A 16,624-nucleotide genomic window follows, 5' to 3' on the forward strand; every position below is an offset into this window, starting at 1 on the left:
CTCGTTCCTTGTTCAGTCAGATGATTCGGTACCGCCAACTGCCGAATCATCCATAAGGAATCAAAGGTGATTCGCCTTGTCCAGAGGGCCGGGTAAAAAAGACATTAACGGACCGCTTTTAATCCATCCCGTAGAGCGGTACCTGCCACCCTTGCATGGGCGGCGCGACCATCAGCAGGGCGGGTTCATGGGGCCTGTAATGGCCATGTCTTTCAACGCGCAGCGTGCTGTCTGCCCGGCAGTGGATGCTGTAGATCAGTTCGCCCCGCTCGATGTCGGGTTCCTGTTCGCGCATTCGCGTCCACACGCCCATGGCGATGATCAGCAGGAACAGTGTGGTGGTGGGCGATAGGGCCCACAGGATTTGCACGCCCACGGATGAGTTGCTGTAGGCTTCGATGAGGTTCTGCAGGAAAGATGCGTCTTCCATTGTCGGCTCCCCGAGCTTGTCGCCTGAAAAAGGCCACCAGCGCTTCATGCGTCTGGTGACCGGGGAGTTCGTAAGCCGCCCAGAGACGACCGCCATGGCCTTTAGGCCGAAGCCCTGGACATGCGCCACAGCCTCCCCGGCCATAGGCTGAGGAGGTGTCATTGCGGCCGACACCGGCCGCTCTGAGAGGGGTTACGACGCCCCGAAACCGGCATCGCCGGCTCTGGTGCGACTGTAAGCCCTGCTCATTGCCCTGCAAAGCCTGAAAGAACGTGTTTCAGGAAAATATTCCGGGCGGTGACGGGATGGGCGTTTCGCGGGGCGCGGGGTTGGCGGGCTGGTGACCGGGAAGTTCGTAAGCCGCCCAGAGACGACCGCCATGGCCTTTAGGCCGAAGCCCTGGACATGCGCCATAGCCTCCCCGGCCATGGGTTGAGGGCGCATCATCCGCGACACGCCATTTTGCCGCAACCCGAAGCATGCTGATTGCCACCTCAACGAATGCATCGCCGCACGCGCTACCGTATTCCTTCTCCTCCAATGGCCGGGAAAAGGCCCCAGCTGGAGGTGAGGGGTGCGCGCCCGCGTTCCAAGGCGCGGTATCCGGGCCTCAAACCGTGCGTTCAGGCGAGAGTGCGTTCCACGATATCGGCGAGGTCGCGCGACAGGTTTTCGTGTTTCGCGATGTCGGAAAGCACGCGCCGGGCCTCATCCCGCCGCCCCGTCTCCAGCGAGCGCCAGGAGCGGAAGGCGGTGGCGAGCCGGGCGGCCACCTGCGGATTGTGCGCCTCAAGCGCCAGCACCGTGTCGGCGACAAGCCGGTACCCGCTGCCGTCGGCGCTGTGAAAGGCTCGCTGATTGCCCATGGCGAAGGTACCGATCAAGGCACGCACGCGGTTTGGATTGGTGATGGAAAAATGCGGATGCTCCATCAGGCTCCGCATCAGCGCCACGGTTTCGGGTGCCGGGACGCTCGCCTGAATCTGGAACCACTTGTCGAGCACCAGCGGGTCGTCGGCATAGCGCGCCTCGAAGGCGGAAAGTGCCGCGCGCGCTTCCTGCGTCTCGCCGAAGTGATTGGCAAGCACCGTCAGCGCTGCGGCACGGTCCGTCATGTTGTCGGCAGCGTCGAACTGGCGCTTGGCCGGAGCCGGATTTTCATCGGCCAGCGCGAGATATTCAAGCAGCACATTGCGCAGCGCCCGCCGCCCCGCACCCGCTGCATCGGGCATGAACGGTGCGTTGTCGTGCAGACCGGCATAGAGCGCGTCGAATGTCGCGCGGCCCTCTCGGGCAATGGCCTTCAGCAGGGCGATTCGGGCGGTGTGGATTGCATCGGGATCGATATTTGCGCCGATCTCGCGCGCCACGTCCGGCTCCCCCGGCAGTGTCAGGGCGAGGGCGCGGAAGGCGGGCTCAAGCGCGTCGTTGGCCGCAAGCGAGACGGCAGCGCCCACCAGCTCGGAGGCGAACAGTGGCTCGTCCCCGCCGCGCACCGTCCGGGTCGCCGAAAGCAGCGCCTCGGTGAAAAGCGTATTGAGCGATTGCCAGCGCGAGAAGGGGTCGCTGTCATGGCGTGCCAGAAACAGCCGGTCGTCGGTGCTGGTTTCGCCAGACAGCGTGATCGGAGCCGAAAAGCCACGGTTGATCGACAGCACCGGTCTGGCGGGAACGCCGGTGAAGCGCACCGAATGATGCCGTTTGCGCACATGGATCACGCCGTCTTCGACCACGGCGCCCTCGACCGCGTCGAAGGCCATGTCCTGCCCATCCGCACCCACAAGTCCGAAGGCGAGCGGGATATGCATCAGCCGCTTGCGGCTTTCGGAGGGTGTCGGCGGAACGGACTGCTCGATCTCGATGGTGAAGCTCTTTTCGCCCGCATCGTAGCGCGAGCTGATGGCCACATGCGGCGTCCCGGCCTGGTGATACCAGAGCGCAAATTGCGCCAGGTCGCGGTCCGACGCATCCTCGAAGGCCTTGATGAAATCCTCGATGGTGACGGCCTGTCCGTCATGGCGCTCGAAATAGAGGTCCATGCCGGCGCGGAAGGCATCCTCGCCCAGAATGGTGCGGATCATGCGCACCACTTCCGAACCCTTCTCATAGACCGTGGCCGTATAGAAATTGTTGATCTCGCGATAGCGCCGCGGTCGCACCGGATGGGCGAGCGGCCCCTGATCCTCGGGGAACTGATGGGCGCGCAGGCCGCGCACTTCCGCGATGCGCTTGACCGGGCGCGAACGCTGGTCGGCGGAGAATTCATGGTCACGGAAGACCGTCAGGCCTTCCTTCAGGCATAGCTGGAACCAATCCCTGCAAGTGATTCTGTTACCAGTCCAATTGTGGAAATACTCATGTCCGATGATCGCCTCGATATTGGCGAAGTCGAGATCGGTCGCCGTGTCGGCATCGGCAAGCACATATTTATCGTTGAAGATGTTGAGGCCCTTGTTCTCCATGGCCCCCATATTGAAGTCGGAGACTGCGACGAGGTTGAACACGTCCAGATCGTATTCGCGCCCGAAGCGCTCCTCGTCCCAGCGCATCGAGCGCTTGAGCGCGTCCATCGCATAGGCCGCGCGCGTTTCGTTTCCGTGTTCCACATAGACGCCAAGCGCCACCTTCCTGCCCGAGGCTGTGGTGAAGCTGTCGCTCACCACACCGAGGTCGCCGGCAACAAGCGCGAAGAGATAGGATGGCTTGGGATGCGGGTCGTGCCAAACGGCAAAATGCCGCCCGCCATCGAGTTTTCCGCTTTCGACGGGATTGCCATTGGAAAGAAGCAGCGGCGCTGCCTTCTTGTCCGCCTCGATGCGCACGGTGTAGACGCTCAGAATATCCGGCCTGTCGAGGAAATAGGTGATGCGGCGAAACCCTTCCGCCTCGCATTGCGTGCAGAACACGTCGCTGGAAACGTAGAGGCCCATCAGCGCCTTGTTGCGCGACGGCTGCAGGCGGGTTTCGATATCGAGCGTAAAGCGTTTTGCCGAAGGCGGGCGGGCGATGATCAGCCGATCGGGCGTCGCTTCGAAGGCAGTCCCCGTCGCGGGCGTTCCGTCGATGGCGAGGCTCGACAGGTTCAGGCCGTCGCCATCGAGCTCCAGCGCCGTTACCGCGGCCACATTCTCCCGGCGCTCGACAATAAGCCGCGCACGGACCAGCGTCTCCTGCGGATCGAGCAGAAAGGTGAGCTCCACCTCGGGAATGAGATAGTCGCTCTCCCGGTAATCCTCGAGACGAAAAATCTGGCCGCTATCCGTACGCATGCTACTCTTTCTATGGCCTTTTTCGCTGGCCGACAATTTTGCCGGCCTTCTGGTCCAACAAATTTCCTGGGCGCTCTTTACACAATCATACGGCTCGACAACACTGTGACCTTGCATGTCAATCGACTGTTTCCTGACAGCGGGGACCATGAGCGGGGCGGCATAGCCCGGCCAGGAGGAATTTTGCATGACCGTGATGACCCCGAAATTTGGGCAGAAGTTCGGAATGGGCGCCTCCGTGCGCCGCAAGGAGGACGCGGCCTTCATCACCGGAAAGGGCCGCTATACGGACGATTTCTCACCTGAAGGCACGCTGCATCTCTATGTTCTGCGCTCCCCGGTCGCCAATGCGCGTTTCACGGTGGGCTCACTCGATGAAGCCAGGGCGGCTCCCGGTGTCCATCTCGTCCTGACGGGCGCCGACCTTGCCCATCTGGCCGACCTGAAATCCGGTTCCATGCAGAAACAGCCGGACGGCACGCGCGCCACCACCCGCGACATCCCCATTCTGTGCCGCGACCGGGTGCTTTATGTGGGCGACGCGGTGGCCTGCGTTGTCGCCGACAGCCGCGCTCACGCGCAGGATGCGGCCGAGCTGATCGATATCGATTACGAGGATGAGGAAGCGGTGGTCGCCACCGCTTCGGCGCTGGACGAGGATGCACCGCTGGTCTGGCCCGATGCCGGCACCAACCGCGCTTTTCTCTACCATGTCGGCGATAAGGAGAAGTCCGAGGCCGCTTTCGCGAAGGCGGATCGCGTCACCCGGATTTCCTTCATCAACAATCGTCTGGTCTGCAATTACATGGAGCCGCGCGCTGCCCTCGCCGAATGGCGCGGTGATGAAGATCGCTTTGTCCTGACGACTGGGTCGCAGGGTGTGCATTCCATGCAATCCATCCTGTCGCGCACCTTCGGGATCGGCCCGGAGAAGATTCGCGTCATAACCCCCGATGTGGGCGGGGGCTTCGGCCCCAAGAGCTTCGTCTATCGTGAATATGCGCTTGTCATGGAGGCCGCGCGGCGTCTTGGCCGTCCGGTCAAGTGGACGGGCGACCGCAGCGAGCATTTCCTGACGGACGCGCAAGGGCGCGACAATGTCGTCGAAGCGGAGATGGCGCTGTCGAAGGAAGGGCGGTTTCTCGCGCTGCGCGTCCGGCTCATTGCCAATATGGGCGCTTATATCTCCCAGTACGCTGCTTTCATTCCCTATGTGGGCGTGTCCATGTCCACCGGTGTCTATGACATTCAGGCCATCGATGTGACCATCGATGGCGTCTACACCAACACATGCCCCGTGGATGCCTATCGCGGGGCGGGGCGGCCCGAGGCCGCCTTCTTGCTGGAAAAACTGGTCGATGCCTGCGCGCGCGACCTGGGCATGGGGCGCGAAGAAATCCGCCGGCGTAACTTCATTCGCCCTGAGCAGTTCCCTTACCGCACGCAGACGGGCCGCCTCTACGATGTGGGCGAGTTCGAGGGCCACATGGACCTCGCCATGGACCGTGCCGACTGGCAGGGCTTCGAGGCGCGCGCCGGAGAGGCGAAAAAGCGCGGCAGGCTGCGCGGCATCGGCATGGCAACCTATATCGAGGCCTGCGCTTTCGCGGGATCCGAGCCCGCCCATGCCCGTCTGAACGGCGATGGTACGGTCACGCTCCTGATCGGCACCCAGTCCAACGGCCAGGGCCACGCCACCGCCTATGCGCAGTTCGTGGCCGACAAGCTCAACATCGATATCGACAAGGTGACGGTGCGCCAGGGCGATACCGACGAGCTTGCCTCGGGCGGCGGCACGGGCGGTTCCCGCTCCATTCCGCTAGGCGGTGTCTCAGCGGCCTGGGCGGGCGAGGATCTGGCGCAGAAGATCCGCCGCATCGCAGCCGACGAGCTGGAGGCTTCCGTCGAGGATATCGAATTGTCGGGCGGCACGGCCCGCATCGTGGGCACCGACCGTTCGGTGGAGTTTTCCGCGATTGCGCGCGCGGCGGCCAAGCCCGAAGACCTGCACGGTTTTGGGGAGTTCGTTCAGGAAGAAGCGACCTATCCGAACGGGACCCATATATGCGAGGTCGAGATTGAGCCTGAAACGGGCAAGGTCGATGTGATCGGTTATTGGATCGTTGACGATTTCGGCGCTACCGTTAACCCGATTCTTCTCGCCGGCCAGGTGCATGGCGGCGTGGTGCAGGGGCTTGGCCAGGCACTGACGGAAGAAACGGTCTATTCGGAGGACGGACAATTGGTGACGGCAAGTTTCATGGACTACGCCATGCCGCGCGCCGACGATGTCCCCTTCATCCATTTCGAGACACGCAATGTCCCCTCGACCACCAATGCCCTTGGCATCAAGGGAGCGGGTGAGGCCGGCACGATCGGCGCGACGCCGGCGGTGCTGAATGCGGTCACGGATGCGCTGTATCGCGCCCATGGTATTGGCCATATCGAGATGCCCACGACACCTTCTCGCATATGGCAGGCAATTCGGGAGGCGCGCGGCTGATCGTGCTCTCCCATTTCATAAGCTTCCGGCCTCTCGGGTTGGAGGTGGCTCTTACAGAGGCTCGATTATGCCGGCCGTGAACGAACTCAACGTCGAGGGACGGCCCCTCGTCGGCATTGCTCTCAAGATCGTTTCGGTTTCCGTATTCGTCATCATGTCCTCGCTTATCAAGGCGGCGGGGACCGTCCCGGCGGGACAGATCGTCTTCTTTCGCTCGCTCTTCGCCATTTTCCCGATCCTTGCCATGCTCGCCTGGCGCCATGAGCTCGCCACCGCGTTCCGCACCACGCGGCCGGTCAGCCATGTCATGCGCGGCCTGGTCGGTGTCTTTTCCATGGGGCTTGGCTTCTTCGGCCTGACCCGCCTGCCGCTGCCCGATGCAGTGACACTGAATTACGCCCAGCCGCTCATAGTGGTCGTCTTCTCGGCGATCTTCCTGGGCGAAAGCGTGCGTATTTACCGCTGGAGCGCGGTCGCTATCGGCTTCATCGGCGTCGTGATCATCGCTTTGCCGAAGCTCACTCTTTTGACGGGCGCTCAGGGCATGGATGCGGGGCAGGGCATCGGCGTCATTGCCATTCTCGGCGCAGCCTCCATTTCCGCCGTCGCGATGCTTCTGGTGCGCAAGCTTGTCACGACGGAAAAGACCGCAACCATCGTCCTGTGGTTCTCCGTCACGGCAACCGTGCTTGCGCTTTTCAGCATCCCCTTCGGTTGGGAGAGCCTGTCGTGGAAACAGGCGCTCTGCCTCGTCGGAGCCGGGTTTGCCGGCGGCATCGGGCAGATTCTCATGACGGAGTGCTACCGTCATGCCGAACTCTCCACCATCGCACCATTCGAATACACCTCGATGCTGCTTGCCATCGTCATCGGCTTTTTCGCCTTTGGCGATGTGCCCACGCTCTACACGCTTGTCGGTGGCCTGATCGTCATCGGTGCAGGCCTGTTCATTATCTGGCGCGAGCGCCAGCTCGGCCTGAAGCGCGTGGCGGCCCGGCGTTTCGTGCCGCCCGGTTCATAGCCCGGTTCCCACATTGCAATGCTCCCGTGCGTGGTTCGACAAGCTCACCATGAGGTACGGGTTGGCTTGTCAAACCACGCACAAGGTCGCTGCAACGCAACTGAACACGACCGAAATCATCCGACGTCACCAAAGCGCTCCGTTGCGCTCGGCGTCCTTCAGGCTGCCTGAGCCGAAATGATAGCGGAACCCCGCCATCAGCCCGTGCGAGCGATAGGGCTCGGTGTCTGAGCTTGTTCGCTCATAGCGGTATCCGGCAAAGGCCGCGAACGGGCTGTCATGCAACCGGTAATTTGCAACGGTGGAAGCGCCGAATGTGTCGAGTGTCTTTCCGTCGGCCTGCCAACGGCGGAAATCGCCCTCGAAATCGAGGCGTAGATTATCGTTGATATAGTAGCGAGCTCCAGCAGCTGCCGCGATCTGAACGGCCGATTTCTCTCCGCCTATGGCTTTACCGGCTCCCGCCTTTCCGTAAAGTGTGGCCTGTTCGAGAAAATAGGCTCCCTCCAGACCGCCCAGAATTGCATTCGCGTCGGTTTTGCCACCGCCTGCGAGTTCGGCCAGTTGCGCATCCAGTTGAGAGGTTTCGACAAAGCCTCCAAACGCGTGGCTTGAGGGGCGCCGATAATAGACATGGGCTGCGCCTCCCTTGGTTTGCGCCTTCGCAAGGCCGGCCTTGGCCGCGCCGTAGTGGCCATCGACCTGCATGTTCCAGTCATTGCCCATGTCGCGGCTTGCTGCACCGCGCAGAGCCCATGAGGATGTTTTGTCGGACAGGTCGTCCAGCGTGCCTGTGCCATTTCTCTGCTCGATAGAGATATAGCCGATCGTCGCTGCGCCCATCTCCACAAGGGGCGGCAGGTCATTCAGTTCCGGTGGTTCTTCGAGGTTGCGGGCGCTTGGCGCATCGGCGCCGAAACTGGGATTGGGGCTGGAAAGTAGAAAAAGGATAAACGCAAGATGCCCCCCGGATACTGAACGAACGCACATGGCCGTCTCCGGGTACTGGGTTTACTCGGTCAGTGTGCATGGACATGGTTAAGCGGCAGTTTAAGCGCCGGCCGGAAGATGAAGGAGCGAATCTAGGATGCGCTTTCGTTGAGCCGCGCCCGAATGGCCAGAAAATCGCGCCACGCAAGTTTCTTATGTGCAGGGTTGCGCAGAAGATAGGCCGGGTGAAGGGTCGGCATGGTCGGTATATCGAGCCCGGATGGTGTCTTGTGAACCGCCCAATTGCCGCGCATGCGCATGATGCCGGTCTGGGTGTTCAAAAGCAGCTTGGTCGAGGGGTTGCCGAGTGTCACCAGCACCTTGGGTGCCACAAGCTCGATATGCCGTTCGATGAAGGGGCGGCAAATCTCGGTTTCCAGCGGGGAAGGGTCCCTGTTGCCCGGCGGACGCCAGGGAATGACGTTGGAAATATAGGCGGATGTCCGGTCAAGGCCGATTGCGGCAAGCATGCGGTCGAGCAATTGGCCCGATCGCCCCACGAAGGGCAGGCCCTGAATGTCCTCGTCGCGGCCCGGCGCCTCTCCGATAAACATGATGTCGGCCTGCGGATTGCCGTCTGCAAAGACGGTGTTCTTGGCCGTGGTCTTGAGATTGCAGCCATCGAAGGCGTTAAGTTGTTCGCGCAGTGCGTCGAGTGTCTCTGCCCCACGCGCAATTTCTCGCGCTCGCGCTGCCTGTGCGTCGTCCGGGACGGCGGCTGTCGCAGGGGCGGAGGCTGCACGCTGTGCTGGCGCAGGGCGCTGGGAACTATTGTTCCGGGCGGCCTGTGCCTGTGCACGGCGTTCGTTCCGCTTCTCGGCCTCGATGCGCGTTTCCTCGAAACGGTCAGCCGCATCGTCCCATACGGGATCGTCCACGCCGGCATCGGCATAGAAGCTCAGAAGCTCCCTTGTTCCTGCGGATTCCATACCCGTCCGGTTCCTATCGTGCGGCACGCCCGCATTATCCACCGCACTGTCTGACTCTTTGCAGCCCGATGCAAGTTTGCATGGGGAAAAGGGCCGGGGAAAAGGGCCAAGGGGAAAACGACCGGAACGCGCCTATCCGCCCGTCTGCCAGCGCGAGATCGCCTCGCTCGGGTGGAGAAGCTGGATGATGTTCAGGGTGAGATTGTCCCGGATCATATAAGCCATGAACACCTCCGTCGCCACGATCAGGCCGACGCTCAGCCACACGGGTGAAACCCGCGCTATGACGAAACCGATGATGGCAGACACCGTGTCGGAGAGCGAATTGAGTATGCTGTCGCCATAATAGCCTTCCGCGAGCGCCGACTGGCGGTAGCGATTGATCACCATGGGCGTGTTCTCGGCCATCTCCCATGCGACCTCGATGCCCACCGCAAGCGCAAGCCTCAGGCCCACGGGCATGCGGGGGGCGATGAGCCACAGGATCAGATAGAAGATCAGCCCGTGCAGCACATGCGAATAGGTGTACCAATCGGCAATGTGTTGCGACGTCTCGGGGCCGGAGGGATCGGGATAGAGAAGCTTGACGTTTCCGCAATCGCAGATCGCGGGGTGTCCCATGGCAGCCAGAAACGCTGCCTGCGCGCTCATCAGCGCGAGGATGATGGCAAGCGTCACGAAAACGGGGTGCTGTGCATAGGTCCGCGTGAACCAGTTCTGCCCGGAGTTCATGAATGTGTTCATGGATGGCCCTTTCGGTCTTCTCCTGGAAACCCTTACAGTGATTCGAGGCCGTTCGATTGCGCCTTATGACAAGTCGAACAGTGACCTGATGATCGTGAGAACAGCTTCTGGCCCCACGATCCGGGCCATCATGACGGTGGCCGCGTAATACCCCCAGTGGATCGCATAGGAATAGGCAAAGCCATTGGGCACGCGCAGGATCAGGTAAGGGATCGTCAGACCGAAAAGCCCGGCCAGAAAAGCGAAGCGGATGACATAACCGACCGGCACGTCGCCGAAGGCAAGAAGAAGATGGGTTCCGCCGAAGAGAAGACCGCAATAAAGGGCGATCTTTCCCACCCTGATCCCTTCCGAGGCCATGGCAAGGACAAGGGCGACCACCAGAAGCTGCTGAAACAGGATTTCGACCGATTTCGGCAGGAAATACCAGCCATTTGCCAGGGGCAGCTCCGGCAGGGTGAACCCCTCGCGGAAGGTAACGCCCTGCAGGTCGATTGGCGGCAGTTTGGGAAGATAGGCGAGAAACGCCATGGCCGCGATGAAGGCAAGGGACCATACCGCGATGCTGGTCAGGCGGTTGCCGAACATGCGCCAGCGCGACACTCGTTGCCAGCGCGCATATTGCGGCCAGAAGGTGATGACGGCGATCCCCACCCAGAACACATAATAGAGGCTGGTTCCTATCGGGTTCTCATTATAGCTCGCCGTCTGGCCAAGAGCCGGCAGCAGGAAATAGAAACCGATATCGGAAAGAACCCATAAAAGGGCGATCAGCGTAAGAACCAACCGGAGCGAGGAAGCTGTTTCTCCGCTCTGTTCGTGACGTATCGTTGAATGCATGCGCAAGTGCCCCGCCGCATCAGGCCGGAAGCCCGGATCGTGAATGTTGTGATAGCCGGAATGGCGAGAGCTTTCCATGCCTTCCTGCACTTGCGCCAGAAGTCGGCTGGTCGCGGCACAATCTAATCGTTACAAAAGCGGATGCGCTGTTTTCGACGGTTTTCGAGCTTCGGCGGATGCGCTATAGCCGCACGATTGGCGCACGTCCTGATCGGGATTGCGTAGCCTTTACAACGACAGGTCTCCGCCGGAGGGATGCGGCAGGCCTAAATCGCGAAACGCGGAGGGTCGAATGAGCGAAACGGAACGCGAAAGCATGGAATTCGATGTGGTCATCGTCGGCGCAGGTCCGGCGGGGCTGGCCGCGTCGATCAGGCTGAAGCAGCTTGATCCCGAGCTTTCCGTCGTCGTTCTGGAAAAGGGCGGCGAGGTCGGAGCCCATATCCTGTCCGGCGCCGTTGTCGATCCCATCGGCATCGACCGCCTGTTGCCGGAGTGGCGCAGCGAGACCGATCACCCCTTCAGGACCCCGGTGACGGAGGATAAGTTCCTCGTGCTTGGCCCTGCGGGCGCTATCCGCATTCCCAATTTCATCATGCCGCCATTGATGAATAATCACGGCAATTACGCTGTTTCACTGGGCAATGTCTGCCGCTGGCTGGCCGGCCATGCCGAAGCGCTCGGCGTCGAGATCTATCCGGGCTTTGCAGCTGCTGATTTGATCTACAACGACGAAGGTGCGGTGACGGGTGTCGTTACCGGCGACATGGGGGTGGAGCGCGATGGCTCGCACGGCCCCAATTATCAGCCCGGCATGGCCTTGCTCGGCAAATATGTGCTGATCGGCGAGGGCGTTCGCGGATCGCTTGCCAAGAAGCTGATCGCTAAGTTCGGGCTCGACGAAGGTCGCGAGCCGCAAAAATTCGGCATCGGCCTGAAGGAACTCTGGGAAGTGAAGCCCGAGAACCACAAGCCGGGCCTGGTGCAGCATTCCTTCGGCTGGCCGCTCGACATGAAGACCGGCGGCGGCTCTTTCCTCTACCATCTGGAGAACAACCAGGTGGCGGTCGGCTTCGTACTGCATCTGAACTACAAGAATCCCTTCCTGTCGCCCTTCCAGGAGTTCCAGCGCTTCAAGACCCATCCGGCGATCCGCGAGACGTTCGAGGGTGCAAAGCGCATTTCCTACGGCGCTCGCGCCATCACCGAAGGTGGCTGGCAGTCCGTTCCGAAGCTGGCTTTTCCGGGCGGTGCTCTCATTGGCTGTTCGGCCGGTATGGTCAATGTTCCGCGTATCAAGGGGTCTCACAACGCAGTTCTTTCGGGCATGCTCGCCGCCGAACATCTGGTCGAGGCACTTGCCGCCGGGCGCTCCAATGACACGCTCGAGGCCTATGAAAACGCCTGGCGCGGTTCAGATATCGGCAAGGACCTGAAGAAGGTGCGCAACGTCAAGCCGCTCTGGTCGCGCTTCGGCACGCTGCTGGGCGTGGGGATCGGCGGCTTCGATATGTGGCTGAACACCCTGTTCGGCATCTCGCCCTTCGGAACGTTGAAGCACGGCAAGACTGACGCCGCTTCGCTGGAGCCTGCAGCCGGCTACAAGCCGATCGACTATCCCAAGCCCGATGGCGTGCTGACCTTCGACCGGTTGTCCTCGGTGTTTCTGTCCAACACCAATCATGAGGAGGATCAGCCGGTCCATCTTCAGGTCAGGGACATGGAACTGCAAAGGACGTCCGAATATGCGGTCTATGCGGGGCCGTCCTCGCGCTATTGTCCGGCTGGCGTCTATGAATGGGTGGACGCGGAGGGCAATGCCCTTACCGACGGTACCCATGCAGACGAGGCGAAGTTCGTGATCAATGCGCAGAACTGCGTCCACTGCAAGACCTGCGACATCAAGGACCCCAATCAGAACATCAACTGGGTTCCGCCGCAGGGCGGCGAGGGCCCCGTTTATACGGGGATGTGACGTCCTTGGCGGAAGAAAAAGACGGCGGCATCGACGAGGAAGCGCTGGCGGAAGCCTACAACCGGGCGCTCACGCTGGAAAAGTCGGGCGACTATGAGGCGGCTGCATCCGCCTATCAGGAAGTGTTGCGGCTTGATCCCGACGATCACGGCGGCGCCGCCGTCCGGCTTGCCAGCATAGGCCGCGGGGAAACGCCTCCGAAGGCGCCCGATGCCTATGTCACCACGCTTTTCGACCAGCATGCTGGCGATTTCGAGAACATCCTCGTCGACCAGCTGGGCTATGGCGTTCCCGATCTCGTGCGCAAGGCCCTGCAGAAATTCGCGCCGGGAAACTACGAGCGCCTGCTCGATCTTGGGTGCGGAACGGGGCTCAGCGGCGAGACACTGTGCGATATGGCCGCGCATGTGACGGGCGTCGATCTGTCGGAAAACATGCTTGAGCTCGCCGAGGAAAAAGACGTCTATGACGAACTCTATGTGGGGGAGGTCGTCGACTTTCTGGAGAGTGTCGAGACCGAGCCCTACGATCTCGTGACGGCCACGGATGTCTTGCCCTATATGGGGCATCTGGAAGGCTTTTTTGCCGGGGCCGCTTCCGTGATGGCCCGGCGCGGCATCCTGGCTTTCTCCACCGAAACGCTTCCGACGGAAACCTTTGAGGGCCGCCCCTTCATGGTCGGTCCGCACCAGCGCTTCGCTCACGCCGAGGCTTATTTGCGCGGTCTCATGAAGGAGAACGGGTTTGCCTGTCTCGCCTTCAGGCCCATTACGGTGCGCCACGAACAGGGAAAGCCCGTTCGCGGCCATCTGGTTATCGCCCGTAAGCTTTGAGGCTCGATCTCGCGGCAATCACGCACGGTCTCGATGCAGCAGAACATTCTTGCGTGTCGCTTGAAGCTGTCTCAGCGCCGGTGATAGCTTCACTTCCCGAGCCCTGTGCGACCCGCATCGGCGGCGACAACCTTCCTATGTGCGATATCGCAGACGCTTTCACGCTGGCGAATGGGTGCTCACCTTTGCCTGCTGGACGCCCTCGTCCTCCCCCTGCGGACGCGGCAGGAGGCTGAACTCGAACAGCACCGGCAGATGGTCGGAGCCCGCATCGCCAAGCCGCTTTACCGATATGGGGACGACGCGTCCCTTGGTGAAGACATTGTCGATAGGCAGGCCCGCGACCTTTCTCACCGCAATGGGAAAGGACGGGATGAACCATGTCGCGCCGATGCCCGGCAGAGCCTTCATGTGGCCCACGCTTTCAAGCGTCCGCGCTGTCACGCTCCATGGAGTGGCATTGAGATCGCCGGCAAGGATTGCCGTGTTACCGAGTTTCTCGACTGCCGGCGTGATGCGCCGGACGTGCGCTTTCTGCTCGAAGGGCCAGGGCCACCCCAGATGCAATGCGGCCACATCGACCGAGCTCCCACCGAAGCTGATGCTTGCGACCGCCATGGAACCGCGATCGTGGCAAGTCACCGTCGCTGGATGCAGGAAGGGCCGGCGCGACAGGATCGCCACCCCGCCGATCCGGGCGGGCGGCGGGCAGATGATGCGGTATGGATAGGTTGCTTCAAGATATTTGAGCTGCTCGACCCACATGCCCGAGACTTCGTTCAGCGTGATGACGTCGGGCTTCATCGCGCCAATGAGCGAAAAGAGCTTCTTGGGCGAGGTGTTGTCGTAGCGCAGGTTCATCTGCATCAGGCGATATCGTGCCGCCGGTGCCTCGGCGGCTGCGGCCGTGGCGGGGCGGGCAGAAAGGCCCGATGTCATCGTGGCGCTCATGGCCGCGATGCCAAGCACGCAAGAGGCGGCCCCGATCTGCCGCCACCCTTTGAAGAACAGGAGGGGCAGCGCGAAAAGCGTTAAAAGGGCTGCCAGATGCAGCCGGAAATGGGCCATGGAATCGAAAGCCGGATGGATGCGCCCCCAATAGCCCGCCACCAGGGGCAGCGAGATCGCCACAGCCCCCAGTGCGAGCAACGCGGGAATGACCGTCCTTGGTCTGCTTCGCTGCATCCTTTTGCCTCGTCTCCTTTGGCGCGGAGTTTGAGCCGCCCCCGTAACGGAGGTTTTGGACTATTGAAAGGCGGTCTCGAAGAAGCTTCTGAGCTTGCGGGAGTGCAGGCGTTCGGGGGGCATCGCCGCCAGTTTTTCCACCGCAAGCATCCCGATTTTCAGGTGCTGCGAGACCTGTCTCTTGTAGAATTCCGTCGCCATGCCCGGCAATTTCAATTCACCATGCAGTGGCTTGTCCGAAACGCACAGCAGCGTGCCATAAGGGACGCGGAAGCGGAAGCCGTTTGCGGCGATGGTGGCCGATTCCATGTCGAGCGCGATGGCGCGCGATTGCGAGAGGCGCTGCACGGGGCCGCGTTGTTCGCGCAGTTCCCAGTTGCGGTTGTCGATGGTCGCAACCGTTCCCGTGCGCATGATCCGCTTCAGCTCATAGCCCGAAAGACCGGTCACTTCGGCAACCGCTTCCTGCAGCGCCACCTGCACTTCGGCGAGAGCGGGCAGGGGCACCCAGACCGGCAGGTCGTCGTCGAGCACATGGTCTTCGCGCACATAGGCATGGGCCAGCACATAGTCGCCCAGCGCCTGGGTGTTCCTGAGCCCCGCGCAATGGCCGAGCATCAGCCAGGCATGCGGGCGTAAAACGGCGATATGGTCGGTGATGGTCTTTGCGTTGGAGGGGCCGACGCCGATATTCACCATGGTGATGCCGCAATGATTGTCGCGCGTCAGGTGATAGGCGGGCATTTGGGGCAGCCGTGCCACAGGGTTGCCTTGCGGCTCGCTCTCGCTCGCCCGTGTCACCAGATTTCCCGGTTCCACGAAGGAGGTGTAGCCATTGCCGCCTTCCTCCATCATCTGGCGAGCCAGCGCACAGAACTCGTCTATGTAGAACTGATAGTTCGTGAACAGCACGAAATTCTGGAAATGGTCAGCCGCCGTCGCCGTATAGTGTGAAAGCCTGTGCAACGAATAGTCGATGCGCTGCGCCGTGAAGGGTGCAAGCGGCATCGGGTCGCCGGGCGGAACCTCATAGGTGCCGTTGACGATGTGGTCGTCCGTCGCGTTCAGGTCCGGCACGTCGAAGAGATCGCGCAGCGGCCGCTTGAGCCGGTCCGCCACCGAGCCTTCCACATAGGTGTTGTTGAGAAAGGCGAAGTGCAGCGGGATCGGCGTCTGCGATTCCGAAACGGTGACGGGGACCCCGTGATTCTTGATGACGAGGCCAAGCTGCTCGACCAGATAGTCCTCGAAGAGGTCGGGGCGGGTGATGGTCGTGGCGTAGACACCGGGCGCTGCCACATGGCCATAGGCAAGCCGCGTGTCGATCTGCGCGTAGGAGCCGGTTGCCAGGCTCACTTCAGGATAGAATGCGCGGTAGCGGCGGTCGCTTTCGCCGGCTTGCGCCACCTGTGAAAAGGCATCCCGCAGAAAGGCGGTATTGCGTTCGTAAAGCGCCTTTAAGGCCGCGACGGCCTCGCGCGCATCCGTAAAGCTCTTCCGGGCAAAAGGCTCCGGTGAGGCGATGGTTTGAATAGGCTGAGGGTAGATTTGCTTTTCCATGGCCTTTTATATGGAAATTGTTTTTCTTCTCAAGGCCTGGACTTCAAGAGAGAAGACTCCAAGTGACAAGGTTCCACCAGGATAGACGGCTCAAGTGGAAGCGGTTTGACGCCTATCGTGCCCTTTTCAGGCTGACCATCAGCACGAAGCCTGCGCCGCTTGACTTGTCATAGCGGCCTTCAATGACGTTTTCATTGCCGGCGCGCACATTCTGAACGGCCATCAACGGGGAACTCACCACCGCGGCCACGGCCAGGGCCTTAGCAAGGTGGCCGAGGGTTGAAATCAGTTTTTTCATCGTCAGGCCTCCTTTCAAGAATGCTTTGCAGTCGGGTTGCATAGGGT

The 16,624-nt window shown here is 61.5% G+C and carries 13 protein-coding genes; 4 read left to right on the forward strand and 9 right to left on the reverse strand.

The genetic code is table 11. The features are described from left to right. Nucleotides 1-118 precede the first annotated feature (118 nt). Nucleotides 119-592, reverse strand: a complete 474-nt coding sequence (locus NA8A_RS20000; RefSeq protein WP_143087967.1) for a hypothetical protein — start codon at nucleotides 590-592, stop codon at nucleotides 119-121. Between the two features lie 461 nt (nucleotides 593-1,053). Continuing rightward, nucleotides 1,054-3,699: an aminopeptidase N gene (pepN, locus tag NA8A_RS20005; protein ID WP_009452207.1), complete on the reverse strand. Its 2,646-nt coding sequence runs from the start codon at nucleotides 3,697-3,699 to the stop codon at nucleotides 1,054-1,056. A gap of 187 nt (nucleotides 3,700-3,886) precedes the next feature. On the opposite strand from pepN, the gene NA8A_RS20010 reads away from it, so the two are divergent. Both NA8A_RS20010 and NA8A_RS20015 read left to right on the forward strand, forming a co-directional pair. Next, a complete protein-coding gene (locus tag NA8A_RS20010; RefSeq protein WP_009452208.1) occupies nucleotides 3,887-6,202 on the forward strand; it encodes a xanthine dehydrogenase family protein molybdopterin-binding subunit in 2,316 nt (771 codons plus the stop codon). A 67-nt stretch (nucleotides 6,203-6,269) separates the two neighbouring features. Beyond that, entirely contained in the window at nucleotides 6,270-7,223 is a 954-nt protein-coding gene (locus NA8A_RS20015) for a DMT family transporter (protein WP_009452209.1), read from the forward strand. Between the two features lie 126 nt (nucleotides 7,224-7,349). Here NA8A_RS20015 and NA8A_RS20020 read toward each other — a convergent pair whose 3' ends face one another. From NA8A_RS20020 to NA8A_RS20035, 4 genes are all read right to left on the reverse strand, one after another. Continuing rightward, a complete protein-coding gene (locus tag NA8A_RS20020; protein WP_009452210.1) occupies nucleotides 7,350-8,213 on the reverse strand; it encodes a hypothetical protein in 864 nt (287 codons plus the stop codon). A 92-nt stretch (nucleotides 8,214-8,305) separates the two neighbouring features. Further along, a complete protein-coding gene (locus NA8A_RS20025) occupies nucleotides 8,306-9,142 on the reverse strand; it encodes a uracil-DNA glycosylase (RefSeq protein ID WP_009452211.1) in 837 nt (278 codons plus the stop codon). Between the two features lie 132 nt (nucleotides 9,143-9,274). Continuing rightward, complete coding sequence (locus NA8A_RS20030) at nucleotides 9,275-9,874, reverse strand: DUF2585 family protein (RefSeq protein WP_051018040.1); 600 nt, start codon at nucleotides 9,872-9,874, stop codon at nucleotides 9,275-9,277. 75 nt (nucleotides 9,875-9,949) lie between these two features. Continuing rightward, nucleotides 9,950-10,804: a hypothetical protein gene (locus NA8A_RS20035; protein ID WP_009452213.1), complete on the reverse strand. Its 855-nt coding sequence runs from the start codon at nucleotides 10,802-10,804 to the stop codon at nucleotides 9,950-9,952. Nucleotides 10,805-11,018: 214 nt separating this feature from the next. On the opposite strand from NA8A_RS20035, the gene NA8A_RS20040 reads away from it, so the two are divergent. Together NA8A_RS20040 and NA8A_RS20045 are read left to right on the forward strand one after the other, a co-directional pair. Further along, a complete protein-coding gene (locus tag NA8A_RS20040) occupies nucleotides 11,019-12,701 on the forward strand; it encodes an electron transfer flavoprotein-ubiquinone oxidoreductase (protein WP_009452214.1) in 1,683 nt (560 codons plus the stop codon). Nucleotides 12,702-12,706: 5 nt separating this feature from the next. Continuing rightward, the gene (locus NA8A_RS20045; protein WP_009452215.1) at nucleotides 12,707-13,534 is read left to right on the forward strand and encodes a class I SAM-dependent methyltransferase; all 828 of its coding nucleotides are present in this window, start codon (nucleotides 12,707-12,709) and stop codon (nucleotides 13,532-13,534) included. Nucleotides 13,535-13,693: 159 nt separating this feature from the next. Here NA8A_RS20045 and NA8A_RS20050 read toward each other — a convergent pair whose 3' ends face one another. The 3 genes from NA8A_RS20050 to NA8A_RS20060 all read right to left on the reverse strand — a co-directional run bounded on the left by NA8A_RS20050 (nucleotide 13,694) and on the right by NA8A_RS20060 (nucleotide 16,577). Beyond that, nucleotides 13,694-14,719: an endonuclease/exonuclease/phosphatase family protein gene (locus NA8A_RS20050; RefSeq protein WP_040673185.1), complete on the reverse strand. Its 1,026-nt coding sequence runs from the start codon at nucleotides 14,717-14,719 to the stop codon at nucleotides 13,694-13,696. Between the two features lie 60 nt (nucleotides 14,720-14,779). Further along, on the reverse strand, nucleotides 14,780-16,279 hold the full coding sequence (locus tag NA8A_RS20055; RefSeq protein WP_009452217.1) for an AMP nucleosidase: 1,500 nt from the start codon (nucleotides 16,277-16,279) through the stop codon (nucleotides 14,780-14,782). 112 nt (nucleotides 16,280-16,391) lie between these two features. Next, nucleotides 16,392-16,577, reverse strand: coding sequence for a hypothetical protein (locus NA8A_RS20060; protein ID WP_009452218.1), 186 nt, complete (start codon nucleotides 16,575-16,577; stop codon nucleotides 16,392-16,394). Nucleotides 16,578-16,624: the final 47 nt, after the last annotated feature.

This window comes from Nitratireductor indicus C115 (assembly GCF_000300515.1).
Classification (GTDB): domain Bacteria; phylum Pseudomonadota; class Alphaproteobacteria; order Rhizobiales; family Rhizobiaceae; genus Nitratireductor; species Nitratireductor indicus.

Coding starts and splice junctions, on each gene's coding strand:
- NA8A_RS20030 (WP_051018040.1), bottom strand. CDS start 9,874: ATGAACTCCGGGCAGAACTGGTTCACGCGGACCTATGCACAGCACCCC.
- NA8A_RS20010 (WP_009452208.1), top strand. CDS start 3,887: ATGACCGTGATGACCCCGAAATTTGGGCAGAAGTTCGGAATGGGCGCC.
- pepN (WP_009452207.1), bottom strand. CDS start 3,699: ATGCGTACGGATAGCGGCCAGATTTTTCGTCTCGAGGATTACCGGGAG.
- NA8A_RS20040 (WP_009452214.1), top strand. CDS start 11,019: ATGAGCGAAACGGAACGCGAAAGCATGGAATTCGATGTGGTCATCGTC.
- NA8A_RS20015 (WP_009452209.1), top strand. CDS start 6,270: ATGCCGGCCGTGAACGAACTCAACGTCGAGGGACGGCCCCTCGTCGGC.
- NA8A_RS20050 (WP_040673185.1), bottom strand. CDS start 14,719: ATGCAGCGAAGCAGACCAAGGACGGTCATTCCCGCGTTGCTCGCACTG.
- NA8A_RS20060 (WP_009452218.1), bottom strand. CDS start 16,577: ATGAAAAAACTGATTTCAACCCTCGGCCACCTTGCTAAGGCCCTGGCC.
- NA8A_RS20000 (WP_143087967.1), bottom strand. CDS start 592: ATGACACCTCCTCAGCCTATGGCCGGGGAGGCTGTGGCGCATGTCCAG.
- NA8A_RS20025 (WP_009452211.1), bottom strand. CDS start 9,142: ATGGAATCCGCAGGAACAAGGGAGCTTCTGAGCTTCTATGCCGATGCC.
- NA8A_RS20055 (WP_009452217.1), bottom strand. CDS start 16,279: ATGGAAAAGCAAATCTACCCTCAGCCTATTCAAACCATCGCCTCACCG.
- NA8A_RS20035 (WP_009452213.1), bottom strand. CDS start 10,804: ATGGAAAGCTCTCGCCATTCCGGCTATCACAACATTCACGATCCGGGC.
- NA8A_RS20020 (WP_009452210.1), bottom strand. CDS start 8,213: ATGTGCGTTCGTTCAGTATCCGGGGGGCATCTTGCGTTTATCCTTTTT.